Consider the following 25,543-nt stretch of genomic DNA (forward strand, 5'->3'; position numbering starts at 1 on the left):
CAAGGAGGAGAGTGACAAGTATGGTTCATGTAAAAGATTTGTTATCCGATCAGTTATTAGCGAATGCTAATGACCCTAGTTGGTACCTGCCATTTTCAGCTGCTGTTGAAAACTTGTCGGAGGAAGCAGCTTTTTGGAAGCCAAGTGAGGATAGCAATAGTATCGCTGAAATTGTGCAGCATTTACTTTATTGGAATAAAACATGGCAAACCAGGCACCAAAAATCTGATGTCAATGCCGTGCCTTCCATAGGAGATAATAATAATAGTTTTATAATTCCTAAAGACCAAACATTCATTGATTTAAAAGATCAATTATTAGATGTGCTTTTAAAATGGCAAGAACTGCTTACTGAAGAAAAAGTTGAAAGTGATGTAATCGGATTTCCGGTGTCTGCCAAGTGGTGGGAGATACTTGGAAATGTATCAACTCATAATGCCTATCACATTGGTCAAATTTGCTATATTCGCAAGCTGAACAAATAGCTGAAGAGGTTGGATAGCGTTTTTAGTTTCATACGAATAAAATGATGATGTCGGCCTGTGCCTTTATGGTGCGGGCTTTTTTGTTTACGCGACAGAGATCCAAAAATGAAGTAAACCAGCGTATGATTTGGGCAAATTGGGAAACCTTAGGTGTAGCTAATTCGCGTTTACTTTCTCAAGGAGGACAGAACATGTCAGTCACAGTCAAGCAATTAATAAAAGGGATCTCAATTGTAAGTGTGATAACTGCAGCGGTTGTTGGTTGCTCCAGTAAATCGGGGGATAATACGCAGGGAACAGCCTCAGCAACACCGAAGAGCACCAGTGCTGCTTCAGAGGATTTGTTGGCATCAATTAAGAAGTCAGGCAAAATCAGAATTGGGTTGATGGGGACGTACGCACCCTACAATTTTCTCAATGATAAACATGAAGTAGACGGATTCGATGCCGATGTCGCCAAGGAAGTAGCCAAGCGGATCGGTGTTCAAGCGGAATTCATTACGGGCGAGTTTTCCGGATTAATTGAAGGGCTGCAAACAAATAAGTATGACGCGCTTGTCAGTCAAGTTACCATTACAGATGACCGCAAGAAAACGATGGATTTCTCTACGCCCTACATAAAAAACAGTGTGAGTGTCATTGTTAAAAATGAGAATACCTCTGTGAAGGGGATTGAAGATTTTAAAGGGAAAAAAATTGGGGTTGGTCTTGGAACAAATGATGAGACGTATTTACGCAACGAAGTGCTGCCGAAGGTTGGCACCTTTGATATCGTGACCTATAACGATGTGATTACATCGCTAACGGATTTGAATGCGGGGAGAATAGATGCCACAATCAACAATATTTTTGCTATTCAACCGTTGGTTGAGAAGAACCGTTTTCAGATTAAAACCGTAGGTGCTTCTGTAAAAGATGACTTTGCCGGTATCGCGATTCGTAAAAATAACGCTGAACTCTTAAGTGCATTGAATAATGCATTGGCCGAAATGAAATCAGACGGAACTTTTAAACAAATTTTCCAAAAATGGTTCAAAGTCGATCCTAACATCTGAGCATCAGTGCGTAGGAGGATGCAGGTATGGAGCTTGTTTGGCAAAATCTCGACTTTCTATTGAAGGGTGCGTATTACACGCTGTTAATCACCGTGGTGTCGATGTTTTTCGGCTTCATTCTTGCTCTGGTTTTGGCGTTTGCTCGTCTAAAGGGAAACATCGTTGTGAGGAATATCGCGAAGTTTTATGTTTCTGTTTTTCGGGGAACGCCAATTCTCGTTCAAATTTTTATCATCTACTACGGCTTACCGGATTATGGCATACGTTTGGGTCCCCTTACGGCCGCTTTTCTTTCACTCAGCCTTAATATTGGCGCTTTTTTATCGGAGACTTTCCGCGGTGCCATTCTATCTGTCAGCAAAGGGCAGACGGAAGCTGCGATGTCACTAGGTCTTACTCCTTGGCAAACGACGTATAAGGTTGTACTGCCACAGGCCGCGCGCGTAGCGATACCGCCGATGGGCAACACTTTTATCGGGATGCTCAAGGAAACATCGCTCGTTTCCATTGTTACCGTGACAGAGCTGCTCCGTACGGCTCAGCTTTTGATTGCACAGTATTATATCGCTATGCCATTTTATATCGCTATTGCTGTTATGTACTGGGTCATGAGCTTGCTATTTTCCCATCTGCTGACGAGGATTGAAAAGAATTTATCTAAGGCTTATTAAAGGTGTGAACCGTATGATTGAAGTGAATCAGCTTTCGAAGAGTTTTAATGACTTGCAAGTGCTGCAACAGATCGAGTTTAAAATGAAAGCCAAAGAAATCGTCGTGCTGCTTGGACCGAGCGGTTCAGGGAAAAGCACGCTGCTGCGTTGCCTCAATGGGCTGGAAGAGCCGGATTCCGGGACAATACGCATGGATGATGTTACATGGAACGCTAACATGGCCAAATCCGCGAAGCGGGAAGCCATTAGACGCATTCGATTAATGAGCGGGATGGTTTTTCAATCTTTTCATTTGTTTTCCCATATGACAGTGCTTGAAAATATTACGATGGCGCCTATGCTAGTTAAAAATTTGAGCGCTAAGCAAGCGGCAGAGCTGGCAGAAAGATTACTCGTGAAAGTCGGCCTTCTGGAGAAAAAACACGAATATCCTTCCCGCCTTTCGGGCGGTCAACAGCAGCGAGTAGCGATTGCACGCTCGTTGGCGATGCAGCCGAAAGTGATGCTTTTCGATGAGCCGACCTCGGCGCTGGACCCTGAACTGACCAGTGAAGTGCTTCAGGTTATGAAGGAGCTTGCACTTGATGGAATGACGATGATCGTTGTCACTCACGAAATGAAGTTTGCGAGCGAAGTTGCAAATCGAGTCATTTTTATGAGCGATGGTGCCATTCAAGAGGAGGGGAGTCCGAGTCAATTTTTCGTGCAGCCGCAGACAGAACGTGCTCGGAGATTTCTAAGACAGTTAGGGGATTTGTAGGCATATCGCCTCACGTAAGCCGAAGGAGAGGAGAAAAATACCAGTGTCCCATCCCGATGAGCATCATTTAAACACGATTGCGGCAAGAGCACGAGTACTGATGGAGGAAAAGAACCTGGATGCGCTTGTGGCATCGTCTTATGAAAATTTCTATTTTCTTTGCGGGCATGAAAGCACATTTATGTATACTTTGCGGATGAGCGAAGTCGCTTTAGCTGTCCTATTCCGTGACCCCAGTTCCAAGACAGTCATGATTATGAATGACTTTGAAGCGGCTGGCGTATCCAGCAATTTGCCGAATTGTGAGCTGCGAACGTATCCGACTTGGGTGGATGTCGATGATCCGCTCGGTTTGAGAGGTGGCAAGTATGAAGGCAAACGACCAACAGGTCATCAGGCACAGGAAATGTTCGGTCTGCTCCAGAAGACGCTAGCGGAATATGGCTGCCAGGCCGGCAGAATTGCTGTCGAACTGAACAACATGCGGCATTCCTCAGTGGAAGTGCTGCATCAGGCTGTACCAGAAGCGGAGCTGGTGGAGGCCCAAGGTCTGTTCACTGCGCTGCGCATGATCAAAACAACGTGGGAGATCGAGCAGCTTCGAGCCGCGTGCGCCTACGCGGAAGCAGGTATAACGGATGCGATTCAGAGCATTCGCCAAGGCAGCACAGCGCAGGACATCGTGCATGAGTTTCGCCTGTCTTTGATGAAAGACGTGAAGGGCTTATCCGCACGTTTCGATATGATTGCTGTGGGTGCTTCATTTGCACCTGCTCATCGCTTTGATACTTACCCTGCGAAAACAGGGGACGTCATCAAATTTGATGTTGGCGTGGATGTGAACGGCTACGGCTCCGATATTGCGCGGACCTTCGTTCTCGGCAATCCTTCGGAAACGATATCGCGGGTCTACAACGCATTGAAGGCTGGTCACGACCGCCTTTTGGAAATGATAACACCGGGCATCTCGATGCAGGCAGTATTCGAGGATGCGATGGGAGTGATCCGACGTTCGGGGCTTCCGAATTACAATCGCGGGCACCTTGGGCATAGCGCAGGTTTAAGCCTCGCAGCCGAGGAGCCGCCTTTCCTGGGTCCATCAGAAACGACATTGTTCCAGCCTGGAATGGTCATTTGTCTTGAAACGCCTTATTACGGGTATGGCATAGGTGCGATGATGATCGAGGATATGGTGGTGGTCACAACGCATGGTTGTGAACGTTTGAATCAGCTTTCCCGAGAGCTCGTTTCTCTGTGATTCCAGAGCTGCAAAATCAATAAAAACACACAAAGCATTTTTGTTAAGAAATGCTCTGTGTGTTTTTTTTTACCCAAATTTGATAAGATTCTTCCGTGATACAATAAAGAGGTATGGAACTATGCGATAGAGGAATGAATTCAGGTTGTAGGAGGAAATCATAGTGAGGAACCTGCTCATTGCAGACGATGATGCGAATATTCGAGAACTGCTTCGATATGTGCTCACGAGAGAAGGATATGGGATTTACGAGGCTCAGGATGGCATGATAGCGATCGAGCTGATGAAGCAAACAGCCATTGATTTGGCGATCGTTGATGTCATGATGCCGAGAATGGATGGGCTCGAACTATGTGACTATATTCGGCGAAATTACGATATCCCCATTATTATGCTTACTGCTCGGGATCAATTGCAAGACAAAGAAAAGGGGTATACCCAGGGAACAGACGATTATCTGACCAAACCATTCGAGCCGGAAGAGCTGGTATTCAGGGTTAAAGCCTTATTCCGACGATATCATCGAGCTTCAAGTGACACCATTCGATTAAATCGAATTACAATTGATCGTAGAAATATTGAGGTTACGGACGGTCAGGCTGTATTTTTGCTGCCGATGAAGGAATTCGAGTTGCTTTCACAGCTTGCTGAGTACCCAGGTCGATTGTTCTCGCGCGATGAACTCATTCAACTTGTATGGGGAATGGATTACGAAGGTGATGATCGAACGGTGGATGTGCATATTAAACGGCTTCGAGAACGATTTGTAGATTACGCGGATGATTTCGCCATTAGAACGGTTCGCGGGATCGGTTACAAAATTGAGGTGGGCAAACCATGAAGTCGCTATACTCCCGGGTCTTCCTTATTACGCTAATGGTCATCATTGTAAGCAGTATCATCGGTTTTCTCGGATCCAATATGTACTATCATGTCAAACTTAAGCCCTACAACGACGAGAAGTTAATTGGCATTGCGGAGCAGATGAAGCAGTATGCGGAGAAACAACCTGATGACATCCATGAATATCTGCAAAACGCCGCGGCACTTGGGTATCAAATCTATTGGACAGATGGCCAAGGGACCAATCGCTACTATGGACGTGATTTCCGGGAACAGGATATGGATGATCACGCGAAAGAATCGGTCCTCAGCGGCAACTTGTATCACGGTGTCGCTGAGTTCCCGAACAAGCCTTTTATCTCTGGTTTTTTCGATAATCGGTTGAGTAATACGGTAGGGGTCCCCGTTCATGGAAGAGACAAGACCTATGCCCTCTTCCTACGCCCGGATGTGCTCCTGCAATTTGGTGAATTGCGCATATTTTTCGCACAAATCATTTTGTTCACCATTGTCATTAGCATCGTGCTTTTCTTAATCAGTACAACCTATTTAGTGAAACCGATCACACGACTGTCCGATGCGACGAAACGAATTGCTCAGGGAAGCTATAAGATTAAACTCCCGATCCATCGCCGCGATGAAATCGGGCAATTGGCTGAGCATTTTATGACCATGAGCCATGAATTGGACAGAGTCGATCAAGCACGGCAACAATTCGTAGCCAACGTCTCCCATGAGATTCAATCACCGCTAACGTCCATTCAAGGCTTCGCCTCCGTACTCGCAGATCGAGAGCTTCCTCAGGATGAAAGAAAGCATTATGCATCCATTATCGAGAAAGAGAGCCGCCACTTATCGATGTTAAGCAAGCAACTTCTTTTGCTATCATCGCTTGAGCAAGGACAAGAATCAGTGAACAAGACATCCTTCTCGCTGCGCGGGCAGATTCGCCAAGCTGTTCAAGTCCTTCAATGGCAGATGGAAGAGAAGGAGCTGTTGTTAAAGCTTTCTGTACCTGAAACGATCAACCTTTACGGCGATGAAGTGCTGCTTATGCAAGTTTGGATGAATTTGATTGGCAATGCCGTCAACCACATCCCAAAGGGAAGAAGCATTGAAATTCGAGCGGAACGGACAAATTCTTTTTGCAAAATACAGATTCAGGATACAGGCGACGGTATTGCGACAGAGCATCTGCCGTTTTTGTTCGACCGCTTCTATCGGGTAGATCGTGCACGCGAGCGTTCCTCAGGTGGGACAGGTCTGGGGCTTTCCATAGTAAAGAAAATCGTTCAAGTTCATGAAGGCCGTATAGAAGTAGCCAGTTCGCCGGAAGGAACCACCTTCACGGTAACGCTGCCCCAGATGTAATCTTTTATTCATTCGCCGTTCATTTTCGCTTCCTATACTTGAGTCATTACGAAGGAGGGAAGCATGATGTATCTTGCTATTCGAGAAATGAGGTTTGCTAAAGCTCGGTATTCATTAATCGCCACCATTATGGTGCTTGTAGCATTTCTTGTTTTGTTTGTTACCGGGCTTGCGCAGGGTCTGGCGTATGATAATGCCGCATCGGTTAAAAACATGAACGCATCACATTTTGTAATGGAACAGGACGCCAACCATCGATTTACCCGATCGAAAATAGATAAGAACCAGATCGAACAAGCCGGCCTTGTCGCAGGACCAGAAAACGCTGAACCGCTTGGCGTGAAAATGACAACGGTTATGCAAGCTGGAGGAACGGAGAAGATCGATGTTACGATTTTGGCTGTTAATCCGGATGGTTGGCTGGCACCCCAAACCGTAGAGGGTTCGCCGATGACCGAACTGACAGCAGGACATGTTCTTGTTGACAGGAAATTGTCGGATTCCGGCGTCAAAATAGGCACAGAGCTGGTCGATCAAGCTTCGGGGACAAAATGGACCGTCAGTGGCTTTGTAAAAAACGAGTCATTTAGTCACACACCTGCTGTCTTTCTAAATAAACAAGATTGGCAAAATCTTCAGCAGTCGTCCAGTCGAGGATCCAACTCTTCGGAGGAGCCATACAATGCGATTGCGATAAATACCTCGAATGAAAAAGCTGATCAACTCCAAAGCATGCTGCCTCATACGGAAGTGATAAAAAAGTCTGAGGCTGTGTCAGCTATTCCTGGATACAAAGAAGAGCAAGGCTCGTTGATGATGATGATTGTATTCTTGTTTGTTATATCTGCTTTTGTATTAGCCGTATTCTTTTATGTCATTACGATTCAGAAAACAAGCCAATTCGGCATTTTGAAAGCCGTAGGTGCACGTACGGCCTATTTAGCAAAAAGTGTGGCGCTGCAGGTTCTAGTCTTATCCATTGGCAGTTTAGTTATTAGTATTCTCTTCATTCAATTGTTTAAGGCTGTAATACCGAGTTCTATGCCATTTCAATTAGGTTTCTCTACATTGGCGGTTACTAGTCTATCTTTTATGGCCATGTCTCTTGCCGGCTCGTTAATTTCGGTGTGGAAAATTGTGAAAATTGACGCTTTGGACGCGATTGGGAGGACTGCAGCATGACAAACAGACTCGTACTAGAGGCGATTACCCGTACTTTTCAGGATGGCGGCAATGAAAGAATGATTTTGGATAAGCTTGATTTAGAGGTTGCCGAAGGCGAACTCGTTGCGGTGATGGGGCCTTCAGGCTCAGGCAAAAGCACGTTCCTGTCCATCGCAGGAGCGCTTCTTGAACCAACGAGCGGACAGGTCCTGATTGACGGAGAAGCCATTCAGGGTAAGGACATGCAAGAACTGTCCGAACTACGGCTTCAAAAAATCGGCTTTATTTTTCAAAGTGCCAATTTAATCCCTTACCTCAAAGTCGAGGAACAACTGATCCTGATCTCCAAGCTTGCCGGGACGGAGAGGGCGCGGGCAGGTCAAAGAGCCAAAGCTTTGCTTGATAAAATGGGGCTCTCGCATCGACGAAACGCCTATCCTGAGAAGCTTTCAGGTGGGGAACGCCAAAGGGTAGCGATAGCCAGGGCCTTTATGAATGACCCCGCCGTCCTGTTCGCAGATGAACCAACAGCGAGTTTGGACGCTTCACGCGGACTCGATGTCGTGCGTATGATTGCCAAGCAAGTCAAAGACCAGCGAAAGAGTGCCGTTATGGTTACGCATGATGACCGAGTGCTGCCGCTTTGTGACCGAGTGCTTTGGCTTGAGAACGGTAAACTAATCACGAAGTAAAGAGTCATTACAACATTTTATCATCTAAAAAAAACGTTCTATTAAGACTCCCTTGACTTTAATGGTAAGATAGAGACAAATGAAGAAAAGGGAGTGCTTTTTTGGCTGATAATTCCTGGAAAAGAAATCTTTTCGTGCTGTGGGTAGGGACTTTCCTCGTCAGTATGGCCTATACGGTATCCATACCGTTTATGTCTATATTTCTGCAAAATGATCTCGGTGTACAAAGCCATTTGGAACTATGGACGGGGGTTGTATTTGCCATTACTTTTTTGGCCGCTGCTTTAATCGCTCCATTCTGGGGCTCCATGGCTGATAAGTATGGCAGGAAGCCGATGATGCTTCGCGCCGGAATTTGCTTGTCCATCGCGTATTTTTTATACTTCATCGTACAAAATCCATACGAGCTTATCCTCGTAAGAATTATCGAAGGCTTGCTCGCGGGTTATATTCCCTCAGCCATAGCGATGGTGGCAACGAATACGCCGGAGAAACACGTAGGCTATGCGCTAGGCATCATTTCTACCTCCGGTGCAGCCGCTTCCGTCATAGGACCGTTGGTGGGAGGAAGTGTAAGTTACCTGATCGGCACGCGTGAAACTTTTTTGCTGGCAGGTGTGATGGTGCTGATTGCCTTCATCATCGCATGGGTTTGGGTGAAGGAGCCTTCCTTTGTTAAATCCGAAGCGAAGCGATCCTCGGTGCTTAATGATCTTAAAGAAGCGATTGCGAATCGGACGCTCGTATACGCGCTGTTCATTGTCTTTATTACATCGACATCCATCATGATTTTGGAACCTTTACTAACGATCTATGTGCTGAAGCTTGGCTCCAGCGAGTCGTCCGCGTCACTTCATGCGGGTATCATTTTCTCCGCGGTAGGAGTTGCAACATTGATTGCGGCGCCACGTTGGGGCAAGCTCGGAAGCAAGCTGGGTTACGAAAAGGTGCTGTTCATCGGGCTTATCGGCGGAGGCATCGGGAATTTTTTGCAAATATTGTTCCACGATTTAATCGGATTCGGATCGCTGCGGTTTGTTTACGGGCTCTTTTTCGCTGCTGTATTTCCAGCGCTTAATGCATTTATCGCTACTCATACGGAACCAAGCTTCCGCAGCCGCGCATTCAGCCTTAATCAATCGGCCAATCAAATGGGCCTGCTGTTGGGGCCGCTAATTGGGGGCTTTCTGGCAACCCAACTATCAATTCCCGTCGTGTTCGCCATCAACGGCAGTTTGTTGTTGCTGGTGGCTGTGCTGCTTAAGCTGCCGAAGTTTTCTTTCCAGTCTAGTGTATCCGCAGCCAAGGAGATATCGAAATAAGAAGCAAAAACGGAGGCCACGAATTCGTGGCCTCCGTTTTCTATTTTGACGCCGCCGCTTACCTTCGCACTCCCCCACCCCCATGATCGAAGCCCACATTCCTATATTTACTAAAAATATATATGCAATTAACAGAGAGCAAACAAAATAAATTTAAAATACAAGAAAAATCTATATAAAACAATGAAATAAATATTATTATTATTGTTTTATGTTGTATGAGTGAGGAGGAAACTCGTAAGTAGATGATAACGGCAAAATAAGCTGCATATATGCAAGATAGGAGTACAAACCTATGAATCAACAGCTAGTAAGAAGATTGTGGATAATTTCGTTACTGATTGCTTGGCTGCTCCTTCAGCCGAGTAAGGCAGAGGCACATGGTCCATCTTTCGGTTATTCCCATATAGCATGGAAAGAAGACGGGATGCGATACGAATTGTTGCTTTTACCCGATGAGATGAGCCCTATTATAAACCTTGATTTAGATCAGGACGGTACATTTACTACGGAGGAAGCCAGGCAAAAGGAATCAGATATGAAGGATTTCGTTGCGAAGGGACTTTCAGTTAAAGGGGACGGTGTCGAATTACAGGCGAAGCTTGAATCTATGGAAATGATTGAACAAGGGCTAGGTATTCCAATGATTAAGCTGAATTTAGACTATGATTTCAGTCAAGGAATCAAGGAGTTGATAATCAAGTACAATATCCTGTTCACAAACGTTAGCCCGACACATCATAATTTTGCCACAATCACTTCACCTGATGGTATGACCATTGAGCATGATTTTGACAGGAATCACCAAACTTTAAACCTTCACCTAGACCCGCATAGTCCTCAAGCCATTGTTAATCGTGTGATTAAGTTACCGTTATGGGTATTTCTCGTAGTGCTGCTTAGCGCAGTATTGACGATAGCAATCTTAGTGTATGTTTTCAAAATGAAACTAAAACGGAGGAAATGAAGATGGAACTAGTGATTCCAGAATGGCTGTATACAATATGGAATTATTTGACGTATGGCATGGAGCACCTTTTCACAGGGTATGATCATCTGTTGTTCCTCTTAGGCTTGGTCATTGTACGTTTCAAGTGGAGTGAATATTTGAAAATTATCACGTCTTTTACAGTTGGACATAGTATAACTTTGGCTTTGGCTGCACTCGAAATTGTGCAGATCCCTGGGACAATCATTGAACCCTTAATTGCTCTCAGTATAGTATTCGTGGCCGTAGAAAATATGCTGCGAAAAGAGCATAAATGGCGCTGGCTAATTACAGGCTGCTTTGGACTTATCCATGGCTTTGGATTTGCAGGGGTGCTTGAGGGCCGATTCTCGGGGAATGTTGCGCTTCCGTTATTTTCTTTTAATCTCGGAATTGAACTGGGACAACTGGCGATATTTCTTATTCTTTTACCAATTATTCATAATATCGGGCGCACCCGCTGGAATGCTCATACCGTTTATGGCATTTCGGGCATAATCGGGTTATTTGGGTTGTATTGGTTTCTGGAACGGGTTGTTTAAAGATTTCACATCTTTCCATGATTTACAAAATCATTAGATTGAATTAACATACCGCAAACAAAGGACGACTAGAATGCAATTGAATAACTATAAAAACAACCAATTAACGACATTAATTTGTGTTTTATGTTGTTATAATGCGGAGGTGATGCCTTTTTCAACTTGCACTAACCTTGTACTTATCGTCATCATCGTTTTATTTTTAACCGAATGTTTCAAGTACACTTACCATTGAGGAGGGATATTTTTGTTGAAATCGAAGAAATTACTTTCCGCATTCATAGCTTGCACTATTGCAAGCACAGCCATTCACTCCGCTGGAGCGGGTTACAGCTCGATAGCAATTGCCGCAGCTGTGGTTGACACGCCTGTTGCCGCTTCACCTGCAGGCCGGTATGAGCAGTCCGTCAGTGTAACGCTAAGCTCCAACACTGCGGGGGCAGATATCTATTACACGTTAGATGGCACAATGCCTGACGAAGCAAGCCTGAAGTATACCGGAACGCCGATCGTCCTCACGGAATCGACGAATCTTTCCGTAATTGCTTGGAAAGATGGCGTTTGGAGTAATGCAGCTACTTATGGCTATATCATCAAGTCAACGGAAGAACCGCTGCTCAAATTCGCTGCGATGTCGGATATCCATATCGGTCCCGGCACATCGGACCAGAATGCAACAACGCGTGGTCGTTGGGCGAGCAATTTCGATGTCATTTCTTCTATCTTTCCTGATCCGGATGCGATTCTTATCGCCGGTGACGTCATCAATGATAACGGCAATGGTTTAGGGCCGCATCATCAGTTTGCTCGGGATGTTCTCCAAGAGCAATTAACACGTAAAAATTGGACAAACCTGCCGGTTCAAATTGCGATCGGCAATCATGACGCAAGCGTTGCTGAAGTGAAACAATATTACCCGACCGAATGGTTCACGGATCAGCCGAATGGCTACTACGAGAAAACGATCGGCGGCTACTCTTTTTTCTTTTTGAATGCGAATAACTACAACGGAGACACGGGGCAAAGAAACTGGCTGAAGAGCAGACTCGCAGCTTTGACGGCAAATCCGGAGAATATGAATAAGCCAATTTTCATCACTTTGCATCATCCCGTCACAGGTACCGTCATGGACGGCCAGCAAGCAGCCAACCCTAATCTGTATACAGATCTGAAAGACTATCCTCAGGTGGTTGTTTTTTCCGGGCACTCGCATTTAAATATCAATGATGACCGTTCCATCTATCAAAAGGATTTTACAACGGTCAATGTTGGATCCATGTCTTATGTTGAGGTGGATCACGGTTACTCCGCTGTGACAGAAGAAGGCCTGATTGACGGGCGTTTCGAGTTCCCCGTACAGCAATCGCAATTTGTCGAGGTATATAAGGACCGCATTGAGATTGAACGCATCGAGTATAATGGCGATGCTGGTTCTATCAGAGTTGGAGGCGTGTGGCAGGGACCTGGCGCGCAGACTTCCTTTCGAAGTGCCGGCGCATTAGCAGGCAAGAAATGGGTAGTGAAATTAGAAGGCAGCACCAGAGATGAAATAAAAAGCAATTTCGCGTATACGCAAAGCAACCGCAACACCACCCCGCCTCATTTTCCAGTGAATCCAGACCTTAAGATTTTGCCTGGTTCTAATAACGTTCCTGTCCTTTCTTTCAATCAGGCTAAGGACGATCAGTCTTTGCACCATTATGAAATCAAAGTGCTTAACCAACGTACGGCGCAAGTAGCGAAATCGTACAATGTGTTGTCGGATTATTATTTTTCTCCTATTCCGAATGAAATGAATATTCCAATGACAGGGCTGAGTCCGGCGACGTCGTATGTCATTACTGTAGCGGCTGTTGACGCATACGGCAACAAAAGTTCACCGCTACAAACCTTCTACCGGACTGACGGCACGCCTCCGGAATTGACGCCAATCGATCCAAGCACGATGTGGAACCAGCTCGTATCGGACATGAAATTCAACGGTAATCTGGTCGAAGATGCTGCCGGGGCTACCGGATTGGCTGCGCCGAACGGCAATGTCGCCTATGTCACCGGTAAATCAGGGCAAGCGGCCAGCATTCCATCGGGGAATTCGAATTATATCGATCTTGGCGCAAGATCGGATTTGAATTTTGGAAATGCAGATTTCACGGTCTCGTTCTGGCACACCGGCAATTTGGCGGGGGATCAGACGGTTCTCTCCAACAAAAATTGGAATTCGGGTAAAAATCCTGGATGGTACATTGGCCCAGCGACAGCGAACAATATGACGCTTAATATGGCAGACGGCACCAATCGTATTGATTATTCGGCTGCAGGTGTAGGGACCGAATGGCATTACTTCACCATCTCGGTAGACAGGACGAACAAGACGGCCACTACGTACGTAGACGGGGTCATGCGTGCAAGCAAGGATCTCACCACTTTAGGTGCGTCCAGCATGGATACACCTTATCACATCATTCTCGGTGCAGACGGAAATAAAGGAAACGGTGGAACTAACGTGACACTGGACGACCTGAAGATCTGGAAGCGCGCCCTGTCCGCAACAGAAGCCAAAGCGTTATCTGATTCGTATCAGTCGACGACGCTGTACACTTTCAGCCAGCTGACAACTCTGATCCAGGATGCTGAAGGATATGCTGCATTTATTGCAGGTACAACCGGTTTATCTTTACCAGAACAAGCGAAAAACGAACTTACGGCTCGGACCGCTTCCGCAAAAGCCTTGACGGCTGGTGATTCTGCAGCTGTAATCGATCAAGCTTATCTTGATTTGGTGTGGGCTTTGCAATCAGCCAAGAATGCTGTCATATACACATTCATTCCCAAAACAGCGTTCTCAATCCAATCTTTCAGTACAAATGATCTGGAAAACAATGTGGCTAGCAATATTTTGGATGGCCAAGAATCTACGATCTGGCACTCCAAATGGGAGACGCCTGCTGCTCTGTTTCCCCATTGGGTTATTATCGACATGGAGAGCACGAATAAGTTAAACGGTATCCAGAGAAAGAGCCGGCTGAATCAAAATGCGATGGAGTTCCCGAAAACTTTCGAACTCTATGCCTCTGATAACTTAAATGACCTAAACGATCCTGCTTATCTGAACAATGCGGCCAATAAGGCTTCAGGTACGTTTGGAAATACTTGGACAGGTACGATATACAAAGACTACGTGTCTTTAGATAAGACTGTTCAAGGCCGCTACGTGAAATTTGTAGTTACGGGAACCTACAATACGGATGTGTCCAAAACTTTTACGAGCATGAGTGAAATTGATTTTACCGGCGAACAGGTTTCAAGCGGGAACGCAAGCTTATCGGAACTAAAAGTGAACGGTGTTTCGGTTGAAGGCTTTAAGCCCGACAAATTCGACTATTCGCTAAATGTTCCGAATAGCATGATGAACGCCACTATCACTTATACAGCCTCCGAACCTCAGGCTGCAGTTGAACTTGCGGGTAATTCCAACCTGTTGGTTGGTGATAACATCGTCAAAGTGAAGGTAACGGCGCCAAACGGAAATGTCAAAACGTATGTCATTAACGTGAACCGTGCCGACATGCCGCATGGCTTGAGTGACCTGCAAGTGAACGGTGTCACCTTAAGCAGTTTCGGGTTGGACAAGTTAGACTATTCATTGTCGGTGCCCTATGAAACCACAGTGGCGGCTGTAACTTATTCCGTAACACATCCGGCTGTATCGGTCGTAGTTACCGGCGGCGATCAATTAATGGTCGGTACCAACACGGTTACGGTTAAGGTTACGGCTCCAGACCTAACAATGAAGGTATATACGATTCTTGTAACGAGGCATTCAGAAGCAGCATCGTCCGACAGCTCACTGCTTGATCTGCGAGTAAACGGTACGAAGCTGGATGGGTTTGCATCCGATAAGCTCCATTATTCATTATCAGTAGGGTTTGAGACTACGGTTACACAAGTGACTTACACGACCTCCCATCCAGCTGCATCGGTAATCATTCATGGCGGCGAGAACTTGGTTGTCGGCGACAATGCGGTGACCGTGACGGTAACAGCCCAAGACGGGACTATGAGTGTGTATGGCATTTCGATAACAAGACAAGCTCAAACACTTTCGTCCAATGCCAATCTGAGCGATCTGCGTGTCAACGGTACTACGATGAACGGATTCACACCGGACCAACTAAGCTACTCGGTCCCTGTATCCTATAGCACAACCGTGGCAGCAGTGACATATTCCACCGAGCACGCATTAGCCCAAGTGACTATCAACGGCGATAGCAACCTGAGCGTAGGCTCCAATCGCTTCTCTGTTCTTGTCACTGCACAGGACGGAACTAAGAAGGAGTATGTCATTGTGGTAAACCGCAATGATAAATCTTCAAGCTCATCAGGGTCGGAGTCTTCTACGGCTCAGCCGTCACAACCGTCACAGCCGGCGAAGCCGGGGCTGTCGGATAACACAGCTGTCATTAAGGAAGAAGACTTGAAGTCTGAGCTTGCATCCGTATCGGTCGAACTGAAGGAAGGAAAAAATCAGCTCATCATTCCGATCGCACAGACGGATCAGCTTAATGGACGTCCTTTAATTATCCAAGCACCGAATGTGAAGCTTACCGTGCCTAGTAATCTGTTGGAATCGGCTATTAGCTTGCTGCCTTCTACTGATCATTCTGCAATCGTTACAGTGAAAGTGAATTCGGTCGCAGTTGAGCAATCCGATCGGACATTGCAGGAAGCCAGTCGCAAAGATAGCGCGATTTATACGTTGGGCGGAAAGGTGTTCGATCTTTCGATTTTCGTGACTGATACGACCGGTAAGCCGTATGCCATGAACGAGCTGCCGAAGCCTGTAACGATTACGTTCCCGATTCCTGCCGGAATGGATCCGAAACTGGCGGGTATCTACGAAATCCAAAAAGACGGCAGCCTCGTATACTTGGGTGGAAAGAACGTTAATGCAAATACAGGCATAGAAGTAGGGGTTAGCCGTCTCGGACAATATGCTGTGCTTGCTATGGATAAAAATTATCATGATGTAGCAAAGCAGCACTGGGCTTACCAGACCATTCTGGAACTCTCCGCTAAACATATCGTAAACGGGGAGACTAGCTCGACATTTGTTCCAAATAAAGACGTTAGCCGTGCCGAATTCGTAACATTGCTTGTCCGCACGCTTGGCCTGTCTTCAGTTGAGAAGTCACCATTCGAGGATGTCGCTGGAAATGCATGGTATGCCAAGGAAGTATCGGCAGCTTACAAAGCGGGTATCGTCACGGGTGATTCGCAGCAAACGTTCGATCCAAATCGCAGTATCACCAGAGAAGAAATGGCTATTATGCTCGTCCATGCTTATGAGCTTCGAACAGGAACGAAGCTGACTAAAGCATCAGCAGTAACCTCCGATGCTTCAGAGATCAGCGACTGGGCATTGCCTTACGTCAACAGTGCGTTAAAAGCCAAATTGTTGTCGGGGCGCCAAGAAGGAATGTTCGTACCTACCGAGCACACGACACGTGCAGAAGCGGCTCAAGCGGTGTACAACCTGCTGAAATAAAAACAAAAAAGATCGCCAATCCCCTGTATGAACAGGCTGGATTGGCGATTTTTACGTTTGGGAATATATGGCTAGATATAGCGCGTAACACGCAATCTCTGCAATAATATACTATAGCGACCATAAGCCAAGATATAAGATATGAGAAAAGCCGGAAAGAGGAGGTTCTCATGAATATTACATCTTTTGTGATTTACTGTATGATTGCTACGTTTACGCCTGGACCTACGAATATCGTGATTTTGTCCACCGTCCATCATCATGGGGCGAAAAAGGCGATGAAATATACGTATGGGGCAACGGTTGGCTTTGGCGTTTTACTGATCATTTCCGCTTTTTTAAATTCGATTCTCATGGCGTTTTTACCGAAAATCATCCTGATTCTGCAGATCATTGGAAGTGCTTATATGCTCTATCTTTCCTATTTGATTTGCAAAATGGATACAGCTAACCCGGCAGTAAACCAAGCGGCGACCTTTCGGTCGGGCTTTCTGATGCAGTTTATGAATCCGAAAGTCGTGTTATTTGCACTAACGGTAATTCCAGCGTTTATTATACCTAGCTATAGCTCACGTACGGTGATGTCAATAAGCATTGTGCTTATCATTGGAATTGGATTTTTAGCCTTTCTCACATGGGTGCTTTTCGGTGCGATTTTTAAGGCATTCTTACATAAATACAACAAAATTGTTAATGTCTTATTGGCGTTATCTTTGGCTTATGCTGCCGTCATGATTTGGTTGTAAGCAAGCTTACCAAGAGGTGAATGAAATGAACCAATTTGTGTATAAAAAGTCGGCTGATATTAAAGCGTTATCGGCAAGTATGACGGATTTTAAGTATAAAAAGCACGCGCACCAGGAATATGCCATCGGGGTGACATTACGTGGGATTCAAGAATATAATTTGGACGGCAGTCTGCAATTATCGCATCAGAATGGTGTTATGCTTTTTAATCCGGAACAGACGCATGATGGCATGGCTCATGACCGGACAGGTTTGGGTTATGTCATGTTATATTTTGAGCCCCAATTGCTTTTGGAGGCTACAGAGAAAAAGGAGATCTTGCGATTTTCAGCTCCGATTGTCTACGATGTTCAGCTAAAACAACGCGTTTTAGGTCTCTCTCAGGCCATTTTGAGTGAGAAAGATGAGGCTTTGTGCAGCGAATTATTCATAAATCTCGCAGAGAGCCTGGTTCAAACGAATTTTTCAACAAACGTCAAGAAAGATAACCTGTTGATTCGTAAAGCAAGGGAAATGCTGCATGCCAATCTGGAACATGTGCTTAAACTTGACGAAATCTCAAGTGAGCTTCAATTATCAAAGTTTCAATTTATTCGTTTATTCAAGGCGCATATGGGAATATCCCCCTACCAATACTTCTTGAACGCCAAAATCGAACGGGCGAAATGTATAATCGAGAAAAATAAGGATATTTATTCGGCCGTAGCTGCCTGCGGATTTGTTGATTTAACCCATTTAAACAAACATTTCAAAAGTGTCTACGGGACAACAGCCTTTGAATATATATCACATCTGCATTGAAAAAAATATCCAATGAGAATGAAGCCCCCAGTCGGAACGAACGCAAGTTATTGCGCCCGTTCAGGCTGGGGGCTTATCTCCTGTCGGAATGCGGATGCCGGCAGAGCTGCCGTCGTCAACCAGATATCAATCTCGGACACAATTTAATGGATGTTCGTGCATTTCCAATTGTAAACGCATACATTATGATTTGAATTATAGACAGTCCTACTAAATTTTCAAGAATTGGAAAGGGTGTGTAGATGATGAGGAAAAAGTGGTCTTCGACTGCAGCAGCAATTTCGTTAACAATCGCGTTAACTGCATGTACACCTAATGTTGGAGAGTCTACATCTAGCGATAATAAAAATGCAGCGCAAACAAATGCAGACGGGAAAAAGCTAACATTATGGGTGTTTGCAGAGCCTCATAAACGGTTTTTTGAGGCTGTGAAGGAAGATTTTAAGAAAAAACAGCCGGATGTTACGGTTGAAATTAATTTAATGGAGAGCACAGCGCTTGTCGACAAATACTCCGTTATTTCCAAATCAGGAGGAGAGGGCGCACCTGATCTTATCGACATTGAACAAGGACAGTTTCCTAAATTTATTCGCGGTGATATTCCATTCGTGCCTTTAAATGACTATTTGAAAAAAGACAATCTAACTGAAGTGATGTCGAAAGGTCGGCAAGCGTTGTACACCATTAACGACAAGCAGTATGGGATCGAACATGCCGCAACGGCTTCTGCTCTTTATTATCGTAAGGATTTGTTTGATAAAGCAGGAATTCATGTAGCCGATCTCAAAACGTGGGACCAATTTACGGAGCAAGCTAAAAAAATAGTCAGTGATAAACATTTTATATTTCCCGGAAACTCCACGACGAAAACCGGAGGGGACCAAACCTATTTCGAATTGTTCATTAAGCAAGAGGGAGGAGATATTGTAACGAAAGATGGCCAACCCGGATTTAATACCCCGGAAGGCCAAACCGCTTTGAAGCGGATGTACGCATGGAAAAAAGACGGCATCATGGATAAAAACTATTATGATGGCCCGGCCTATTGGGATCAATTTAAAAAAGGGAATTACATAGCAGCTTTCGGTCCCGATTGGTGGGTTAATCTGCTTGCGGATAACGCACCGGAATTAGAGGGGAAATGGGCGGCAGTTCCCATGCCTTTGGGCGGCCCGAAATCAGTTCCGACTACCGTATGGGGCGGAACAGGCTTGATGATTTCAAAGTTTTCCAAAAATAAAGATTTAGCCTGGGAATTTATGAAGCTTGCGCAGTTAACACCGGAAAACTCCGTCAAACGCTTCCAAATTGTGAACCTGTTCCCTGCGCTTCTGACTTCCGTCAAGGAGGCGGGCTTGCATGAGCAAAGCAAGTATACAAAGTATTTCGGCGGTCAGGATCTGGGAGATCTGTACGGGAAGCTTGTAGCTGTAGCGCCCAACCAAAACCAGGCTTGGTGGCGGACCTTATTCACCGATGCTTGGGATAAGTATAGATTTGAATTGGAAGGTGGCAAATTGACTCCTGAGCAGTTTCTTCAAAAGGTTGATGATGAATTAAAGCAGTCGATTAAGAAAAATGAAACGGCCGGTTAGATGGCGGGCAGTTTGAATGACAAGGGAGATGAGGGGCAACCTGCACCTCCTTTCTTCTTGTTACATAAGGTTTGGACATTGGTTTTTAGGAGGTTTGAACGTTGCCTATCAAACAGTCAAAGTGGTTTAAACTTGCACCGTATCTGTTCATTAGTCCTTTTTTTATTCACTTTGCCGTGTTTAGCCTTTATCCGACTCTATACGGGTTCTGGCTCAGCTTATACCAAGGTGTCAGCAAACTGACCTACGCAGGATTCAAGAATTACTCGCTTGTTATGCATGATGATGTTTTTTGGAAATCGATGTGGAACGGGCTGAAAGCGACAGGGGGCAGTGTCTTTATCATCTTGCCGATTGCGCTAATGGTTGCTTTGCTAATTAACCAGCCTTTCATTGAAAAGAAGAAGGGGTGGTTTGCAACCTTCTTCTTTACACCTAATATTACATCGGCTGTTGCGGTAGCCATCATTTTCGGATTCATCTTCAACAGATCATTCGGCATTTTAAATACAGTGCTTGCTTTCGTCGGTATGGATCCGATCGGTTGGTTGGAGAATCCGAGGTGGACGCTTCCCTCATTAATCATTTTATTAACGTGGCGATATTTGGGCATAAATATCCTTTATTTTATGGCAGGACTTCAAAACATCCCGAAGGAGCTTACCGAGGCGGCCAAAATCGATGGGGCAAACGCGATCCAAAGGTTGTGGTTTGTGACTTTACCGTTGCTGAGGCCTATCATGACTTTTATCGTCTTTCAGGCCATTATCGGCTCATTTACCATGTTTGCCGAGCCGTTTGTGCTTGCCGGGCCCGGACAGTCAGGACCTGAGCAATCGCTGCTATTCCCGACGATGTACATCTACCAGCAAGCCTTCCGGTTACAAAACTTCGGGTATTCATCCGCTGTGGGTTATGTGTTTACTGTCATTCTACTAATCGTAGGAATTATTCAAATCCGGTTGTTTCAGGAGAAGAAGTAAAGGGGGAATGCCACAATGACAGCAAACCGGATTCATCGTATAGCTGTATATGCTGCTTTAGTTTTATTGAGTTTATTATTCAGTCTCCCTTTTCTATATATGGTAGGTGTATCATTTAAAACGTACGATGACATCGTAGCATCTCCGTTGAATCCGATCCCGCTGCATCCAACGCTGGACAACTTTATCTTGCTGTTCGAGAAGATACCGTTTTGGACCCAATTTTTCAACGGAATATTTATTGCTGTAGCGGTTTCTGTGCTCTCTATGATCGGTAATGCCTTGGTAGCTTATGGCTTTTCACGGTATGATTTTAAAGGGAAAAATGTGCTGTTTACCGTTGTGATCGCAACAATTCTGATTCCATCGCAGATGACGCTCGTTCCGAGTTTCATTATGTTCAAACAGTGGGGATGGTTGGATACGTTTTCTCCTTTAATATTTCCAGGAGCGATATCGGCCATTAACATATTCTTGATACGCCAAGTGATGACGGCCATACCCAAAGAACTGTATGAAAGCGCACGGGTGGATGGTTGCACGGAATGGCGAACATTTTTGAGCATAGCAGTTCCTTTGTCTATGAGCAGTATCGGAATTGTGGGCCTACTCAACTTTATGAACTCGTGGAATGACTATTTAAGCCCGTTGATCTTTTTAACCTCGGAGCACAAAATGACATTATCCGTAGGTATTTCGACAATGAATAATCCCTATAAAGAGGACTATGCTACGCCGATTACAGGCGCGTTTCTGATGGCGGTTCCGGTATTAATTCTACTAAGTATAGTGGGGAGGAAGTATTTTATCAGCGGAGTTGCGTCAGGAGCTGTAAAAGGATAATCAACAAAGCCCGGAACTACGCTGAGAAGCGTGGCCGGGCTCTTCCTAATCATACTGAGCGATAGGGCTTGTTGTAGTGTTCCTTACGAATTTCACTAGGTGTCAGACCGGTATGCCGTTTGATGGTTCGTGCAAAATGATACGAAGTTTTAAAACCGGATTGTTCGGCAACTTCACCAATATTCAAGCCTGTACTGCGCAGCAATTCCAGCCCCTTTTTTACCCGATACTGCCATAAATATTGGATCGGTGTCACCCCTTCATCACGCTGGAACAGGCGAATCATATGCTCGGGCGTTTTTCCGGTAATCTGCGATAAATCTTTAAGGTTGAGCTCCTCCCCAAATCTTTCGTGGATCGTTTCCACAGCAAGGAGAACGGCCGGATGTTTCAGGTGATTCAATCCCAAATGCAAATACTCCGTCGCATACAACCACAAAGCAGAACGGCCTAGCGCTTTTACCACTTCGTCCTCCGTAGAACACCCATCGTTTTGCAAAGACATCAGCATATCTGTCAATTGATTCAGTCGCGGCGTCAAAGGGATGTAGAGCGGTAACGAATCGAAATAAGCCGCTGCGTCCGGAAATAGCGGGTCCACAGCCACTGCAATCCAACGGTGCCACGTGTCACGTTTCTCATTAAAATGAAACATCTCCTCATGACCCGGTTTGAGCAGCGCAATGCTCTCTGGGGGGACAGAGAAGGGGACGCCGTCAATCTCTACGGTCATGGAGCCGCTATGGACCAGGACAAGCTGCAGGTCCAACTGCATACGGGGACCGTATTTCCCGCCGGGGCCATAGACCACGGTACCTGCGTAGGTATTCGTCACAACAAAAGAAGGTGGAATGACTTCCACCTTGGATGCTATGTCCATTCGATTATTCCATCCTTTCGGACAGCTTTTCTTTCATTATACAAGAGAGATTTTCTTTTTTAAATCTTCTCTCTCAATCGTTGAGTCATGGCGGATGTAGTGGCATACATAGGAGCGGCGCCAGCGGTTGGAACGGTTTCGAGTAGAAGAGTGGATAAGGTTGCTGTCAAAAATTAAGATATCCCCTTTATCCAAAATAACTGGAATCTCCTTGCTTAAATCGATGCCTTCCACCTCATGGGTCCAAGCTTCGTGTTCCTGTAAATTTTTCACATCGCCGTGGGGCAGAACTCCGAGTTTCTGAGAGCCGGGGATGACGTACAGGCAGCCGTTTGCTTCATTGGTATATTCCATGGCAACCCATGCGGCGGTCAACGTGTTCGGATCATTCTTAATGTAGTAATAGTCTTGATGCGCTGCTTGCCCTGGGGAGCCGGGTTCTTTGTAAAAGTACATGCTTTGGACGCCAGCGGCTTCATCGCCCAGCACTTGTGCCAGTGCACCGCGTACAACCGGCAATTTCATCATCTGCAAGGAAAAGCCATCATGCAGGTGAGGATTGAACAACCGGAGGGAAAAGCGGTCCTTGTCATCCACCACGGCTCCGCCTTTTCTTGGTTTTGCCCATTCTGGCATAGATTCGGAAGAACGGATAGCATGAATATGCGAATTAAAAACATCGATCAGATCGTCACTGCAGCCATTTTTAATAATAATAAAACCGTCTTCATGGTACTGCTTGATTTGCTCCGGTGTAAGTGGATTTACTCTTTCTGATTGAACTTGAATCGTCATAAACAAATCCTCCTTTGTTCGTATAAAACGGATGTGGAATTCCTTTATATTAATAATAGTAGATGATTTTAAAAGGGAATAAAATGCACGCGAATCAGATATTTTGTGTCTGAAATTGATATGTACTTCATAACCTTTTGGAGGTAAATTTTTAAAATGGTTGTGAAAATGATCATTATGAATTAACATACAGGAAGTGTTCATTCAATTAATAGAGAAACACATGTTCGTTTCATATGTAGCGGAATTATCAAAGGAAGTAATGGTGGAAGCGGAGTTGACTGACGGATCATGATGAAAAAAGAAATTGCGCATATTCGCAAGTTATTTAAATTGGATCACGAGATGCTAAATCTTTACGACATTTTTAATGTGTATATTATGAAGGAAACCAACGAGATCTACCACTACGAGCGCCAGCCGTTCGCCTTATTGGACAGAGAGAAGCAGGAGCTCTACATGGCGAATTTCAAAAAACTGCTGACCGGGGAATTAGATCAAAAGATGTTCGAATTGAAATTTCAGGAAGAAGCGGAACAGCCTACAAAGGTGCTTCTCCATCAAGGTTTGATAACCGGTGATCCGCAAGAATGGCAGGATTTAATGCTTATATTGGTGGATAAAATGTTGGCGGATACCGTATACGAGCAGGATACGGTGATTACTTTTGTCCGCGGTCAATATTCCCGCCCGACCAAGGCGAGGAACGATGAAGCCGAGCAGAGTGAAAAGGACGAAATGTTCGCGAATTTGTTCATTTTGTGCAGCATAAATTCTACGGAGCAGCAGCGGAAAACGCTCATGTTTGATTATGTCGAGAGGGAATTCAAGTATAATGTCTTCGTAGATCCGATTATCAAATTGAACACGCCAGAACAAGGGTTTTTCTACCCTAGCGTGACAGACAACTATTCCGATGTAAATCGCATTCTGTATTGCTCGGGGAGAGCACATGAACCGAATGTACCCTTCATCGAGCAGGTCCTGAATGCAGAGAAGACGGTGACGGCGCTGGAAGAAAGAGCTATTTTCGAGGATATCGTGAAGGAAGTAGCCGGCGAAGAACTGGATGCCGCTACGATCGCACAAGTGTATGAGGAAATTCATCGGGTCATCGAGTCCAACGAGGAAGAAGAGCCTCCGAAGCTGGATTATCAAGATGTGGAACGTATGCTGATGGTAAGCGGCGTGGAGGACGTGACGAAGGAAAAGGTGGAACGGGCTTTTCAAAATGTCGTCGACGACAAAAACTATGAAATTAAAGCAAGCAGCGTCCTTCCGAAGTTCACGTCGAAATCCATTAAGATTGACACAAAAGTAGCTACGATTTCGGTCAGTCCGCAAGATTTAAAGTATGTGAGACAAGTGAACTATCAAGGGAAAAGATGTATCCTGATCGAGGTTGACGAAGATGTCATTATCGAAGGATTTACGCTCAGTACGGAGACGTTGTAAAACGAAAATAACAAAGCGGGGCCACGCGGGTTTGCGGGCTCCTTTTTCTAATTAACAGGCATTTTTTAGTTTGGAAATGTGAATGTTATCATAGCAAGTGTGAAATGCAGCTTACATAAGGGAGAATATGATGATGCAAGACAGCCAGTTTGATCAAATTTATGCGATTATGGAAACTTCATTTCCTGAAATTGAACGTAGAACTTATGCAGGAGCAAAGGAACTGCTATCTGATCCTAACTATCGAGTTATCACTGAAGTCGAGGACAACAAGATCATTGCTTTTTTAGCCGTATGGGAATTCCCTATGTTTCGGTTTGTGGAGCACATTGCTGTTGATCCTGGCGTAAGGGGAAGCGGCTTGGGTGGAAAATTAATGAAGGCATATATAGGAGAATCATTAAAGCCCGTTTTATTGGAAGTGGAGCCCCCAGTTACAGACCTAGCGGAGCGGAGAGTAGGTTTTTATACACGGCTCGGTTTTCATCTGAATGATTTCGACTATATGCAGCCGCCTCTTCAGATTGGGATGCCAGATTTACCGCTCAAGATGATGAGTTACCCTCAAACGCTCACGGAAGCGACGTTTTCTGTGTTTAAAGATACCTTATATACAAAAGTGTATAAGGTTGCTAGAACATTTTGAACAAGCTTATGGTTGGCTTCTCACCATTTAAGTTTCATTAAAGGTTAGTCCCTTAAACTAAGTGCATCACAGTCGTTCAAACAGCGGCTGCTTAGAAAAGGA

At 45.2% G+C, this 25,543-nt stretch carries 22 protein-coding genes; 20 read left to right on the forward strand and 2 right to left on the reverse strand.

Annotation, left to right across the window (positions count from 1 at the left end):
• Window positions 1-20: 20 nt before the first annotated feature.
• From AC3WTJ_RS12225 to AC3WTJ_RS12310, 18 genes are all read left to right on the forward strand, one after another.
• Entirely contained in the window at window positions 21-485 is a 465-nt protein-coding gene (locus tag AC3WTJ_RS12225; RefSeq protein WP_492521964.1) for a DinB family protein, read from the forward strand.
• Window positions 486-676: 191 nt separating this feature from the next.
• On the forward strand, window positions 677-1,540 hold the full coding sequence (locus AC3WTJ_RS12230) for a transporter substrate-binding domain-containing protein (RefSeq protein WP_492521965.1): 864 nt from the start codon (window positions 677-679) through the stop codon (window positions 1,538-1,540).
• A 26-nt stretch (window positions 1,541-1,566) separates the two neighbouring features.
• Window positions 1,567-2,211: an amino acid ABC transporter permease gene (locus AC3WTJ_RS12235; protein ID WP_492521966.1), complete on the forward strand. Its 645-nt coding sequence runs from the start codon at window positions 1,567-1,569 to the stop codon at window positions 2,209-2,211.
• A 13-nt stretch (window positions 2,212-2,224) separates the two neighbouring features.
• Window positions 2,225-2,971: an amino acid ABC transporter ATP-binding protein gene (locus AC3WTJ_RS12240; RefSeq protein ID WP_492521967.1), complete on the forward strand. Its 747-nt coding sequence runs from the start codon at window positions 2,225-2,227 to the stop codon at window positions 2,969-2,971.
• Between the two features lie 43 nt (window positions 2,972-3,014).
• Entirely contained in the window at window positions 3,015-4,229 is a 1,215-nt protein-coding gene (locus AC3WTJ_RS12245) for a M24 family metallopeptidase (protein ID WP_492521968.1), read from the forward strand.
• Window positions 4,230-4,392: 163 nt separating this feature from the next.
• Window positions 4,393-5,070, forward strand: coding sequence for a response regulator transcription factor (locus AC3WTJ_RS12250; RefSeq protein WP_492521969.1), 678 nt, complete (start codon window positions 4,393-4,395; stop codon window positions 5,068-5,070).
• Window positions 5,067-6,443, forward strand: a complete 1,377-nt coding sequence (locus tag AC3WTJ_RS12255; RefSeq protein ID WP_492521970.1) for a sensor histidine kinase — start codon at window positions 5,067-5,069, stop codon at window positions 6,441-6,443. Before AC3WTJ_RS12250 ends, AC3WTJ_RS12255 begins: the two co-directional genes overlap by 4 nt.
• Before the next feature lie 63 nt (window positions 6,444-6,506).
• The gene (locus AC3WTJ_RS12260) at window positions 6,507-7,625 is read left to right on the forward strand and encodes an ABC transporter permease (RefSeq protein WP_492521971.1); all 1,119 of its coding nucleotides are present in this window, start codon (window positions 6,507-6,509) and stop codon (window positions 7,623-7,625) included.
• A complete protein-coding gene (locus tag AC3WTJ_RS12265) occupies window positions 7,622-8,299 on the forward strand; it encodes an ABC transporter ATP-binding protein (RefSeq protein WP_492521972.1) in 678 nt (225 codons plus the stop codon). Before AC3WTJ_RS12260 ends, AC3WTJ_RS12265 begins: the two co-directional genes overlap by 4 nt.
• Before the next feature lie 101 nt (window positions 8,300-8,400).
• Complete coding sequence (locus tag AC3WTJ_RS12270) at window positions 8,401-9,621, forward strand: MFS transporter (protein WP_492521973.1); 1,221 nt, start codon at window positions 8,401-8,403, stop codon at window positions 9,619-9,621.
• Window positions 9,622-9,916: 295 nt separating this feature from the next.
• Window positions 9,917-10,588, forward strand: a complete 672-nt coding sequence (locus AC3WTJ_RS12275; RefSeq protein ID WP_492521974.1) for a hypothetical protein — start codon at window positions 9,917-9,919, stop codon at window positions 10,586-10,588.
• A gap of 2 nt (window positions 10,589-10,590) precedes the next feature.
• Window positions 10,591-11,151, forward strand: coding sequence for a HupE/UreJ family protein (locus tag AC3WTJ_RS12280; protein ID WP_492521975.1), 561 nt, complete (start codon window positions 10,591-10,593; stop codon window positions 11,149-11,151).
• Window positions 11,152-11,401: 250 nt separating this feature from the next.
• The gene (locus tag AC3WTJ_RS12285) at window positions 11,402-16,696 is read left to right on the forward strand and encodes a cadherin-like beta sandwich domain-containing protein (protein ID WP_492521976.1); all 5,295 of its coding nucleotides are present in this window, start codon (window positions 11,402-11,404) and stop codon (window positions 16,694-16,696) included.
• A gap of 170 nt (window positions 16,697-16,866) precedes the next feature.
• Window positions 16,867-17,442: a LysE family translocator gene (locus AC3WTJ_RS12290; RefSeq protein ID WP_492521977.1), complete on the forward strand. Its 576-nt coding sequence runs from the start codon at window positions 16,867-16,869 to the stop codon at window positions 17,440-17,442.
• A gap of 25 nt (window positions 17,443-17,467) precedes the next feature.
• A complete protein-coding gene (locus tag AC3WTJ_RS12295) occupies window positions 17,468-18,244 on the forward strand; it encodes an AraC family ligand binding domain-containing protein (protein WP_492521978.1) in 777 nt (258 codons plus the stop codon).
• A gap of 242 nt (window positions 18,245-18,486) precedes the next feature.
• Window positions 18,487-19,839, forward strand: a complete 1,353-nt coding sequence (locus tag AC3WTJ_RS12300; RefSeq protein ID WP_492521979.1) for an ABC transporter substrate-binding protein — start codon at window positions 18,487-18,489, stop codon at window positions 19,837-19,839.
• A gap of 101 nt (window positions 19,840-19,940) precedes the next feature.
• Complete coding sequence (locus tag AC3WTJ_RS12305; protein ID WP_492521980.1) at window positions 19,941-20,822, forward strand: carbohydrate ABC transporter permease; 882 nt, start codon at window positions 19,941-19,943, stop codon at window positions 20,820-20,822.
• Between the two features lie 15 nt (window positions 20,823-20,837).
• Window positions 20,838-21,665 (forward strand): carbohydrate ABC transporter permease, encoded by an 828-nt coding sequence (locus tag AC3WTJ_RS12310; RefSeq protein ID WP_492521981.1) that lies wholly within the window; start codon window positions 20,838-20,840, stop codon window positions 21,663-21,665.
• Window positions 21,666-21,714: 49 nt separating this feature from the next.
• Here AC3WTJ_RS12310 and AC3WTJ_RS12315 read toward each other — a convergent pair whose 3' ends face one another.
• The gene (locus AC3WTJ_RS12315) at window positions 21,715-22,545 is read right to left on the reverse strand and encodes a helix-turn-helix transcriptional regulator (RefSeq protein WP_492521982.1); all 831 of its coding nucleotides are present in this window, start codon (window positions 22,543-22,545) and stop codon (window positions 21,715-21,717) included.
• 36 nt (window positions 22,546-22,581) lie between these two features.
• Window positions 22,582-23,340: a phytanoyl-CoA dioxygenase family protein gene (locus AC3WTJ_RS12320; protein ID WP_492521983.1), complete on the reverse strand. Its 759-nt coding sequence runs from the start codon at window positions 23,338-23,340 to the stop codon at window positions 22,582-22,584.
• Between the two features lie 291 nt (window positions 23,341-23,631).
• Between AC3WTJ_RS12320 and AC3WTJ_RS12325 the strand changes: the two genes are divergently transcribed.
• Both AC3WTJ_RS12325 and AC3WTJ_RS12330 read left to right on the forward strand, forming a co-directional pair.
• Window positions 23,632-24,795 (forward strand): DUF4317 domain-containing protein, encoded by a 1,164-nt coding sequence (locus AC3WTJ_RS12325; RefSeq protein ID WP_492521984.1) that lies wholly within the window; start codon window positions 23,632-23,634, stop codon window positions 24,793-24,795.
• Window positions 24,796-24,928: 133 nt separating this feature from the next.
• Window positions 24,929-25,441, forward strand: a complete 513-nt coding sequence (locus AC3WTJ_RS12330) for a GNAT family N-acetyltransferase (protein WP_492522228.1) — start codon at window positions 24,929-24,931, stop codon at window positions 25,439-25,441.
• The last annotated feature ends 102 nt before the right edge of the window (window positions 25,442-25,543 follow it).

The organism is Paenibacillus sp. FW101-FHT12H11 (genome assembly GCF_058790355.1).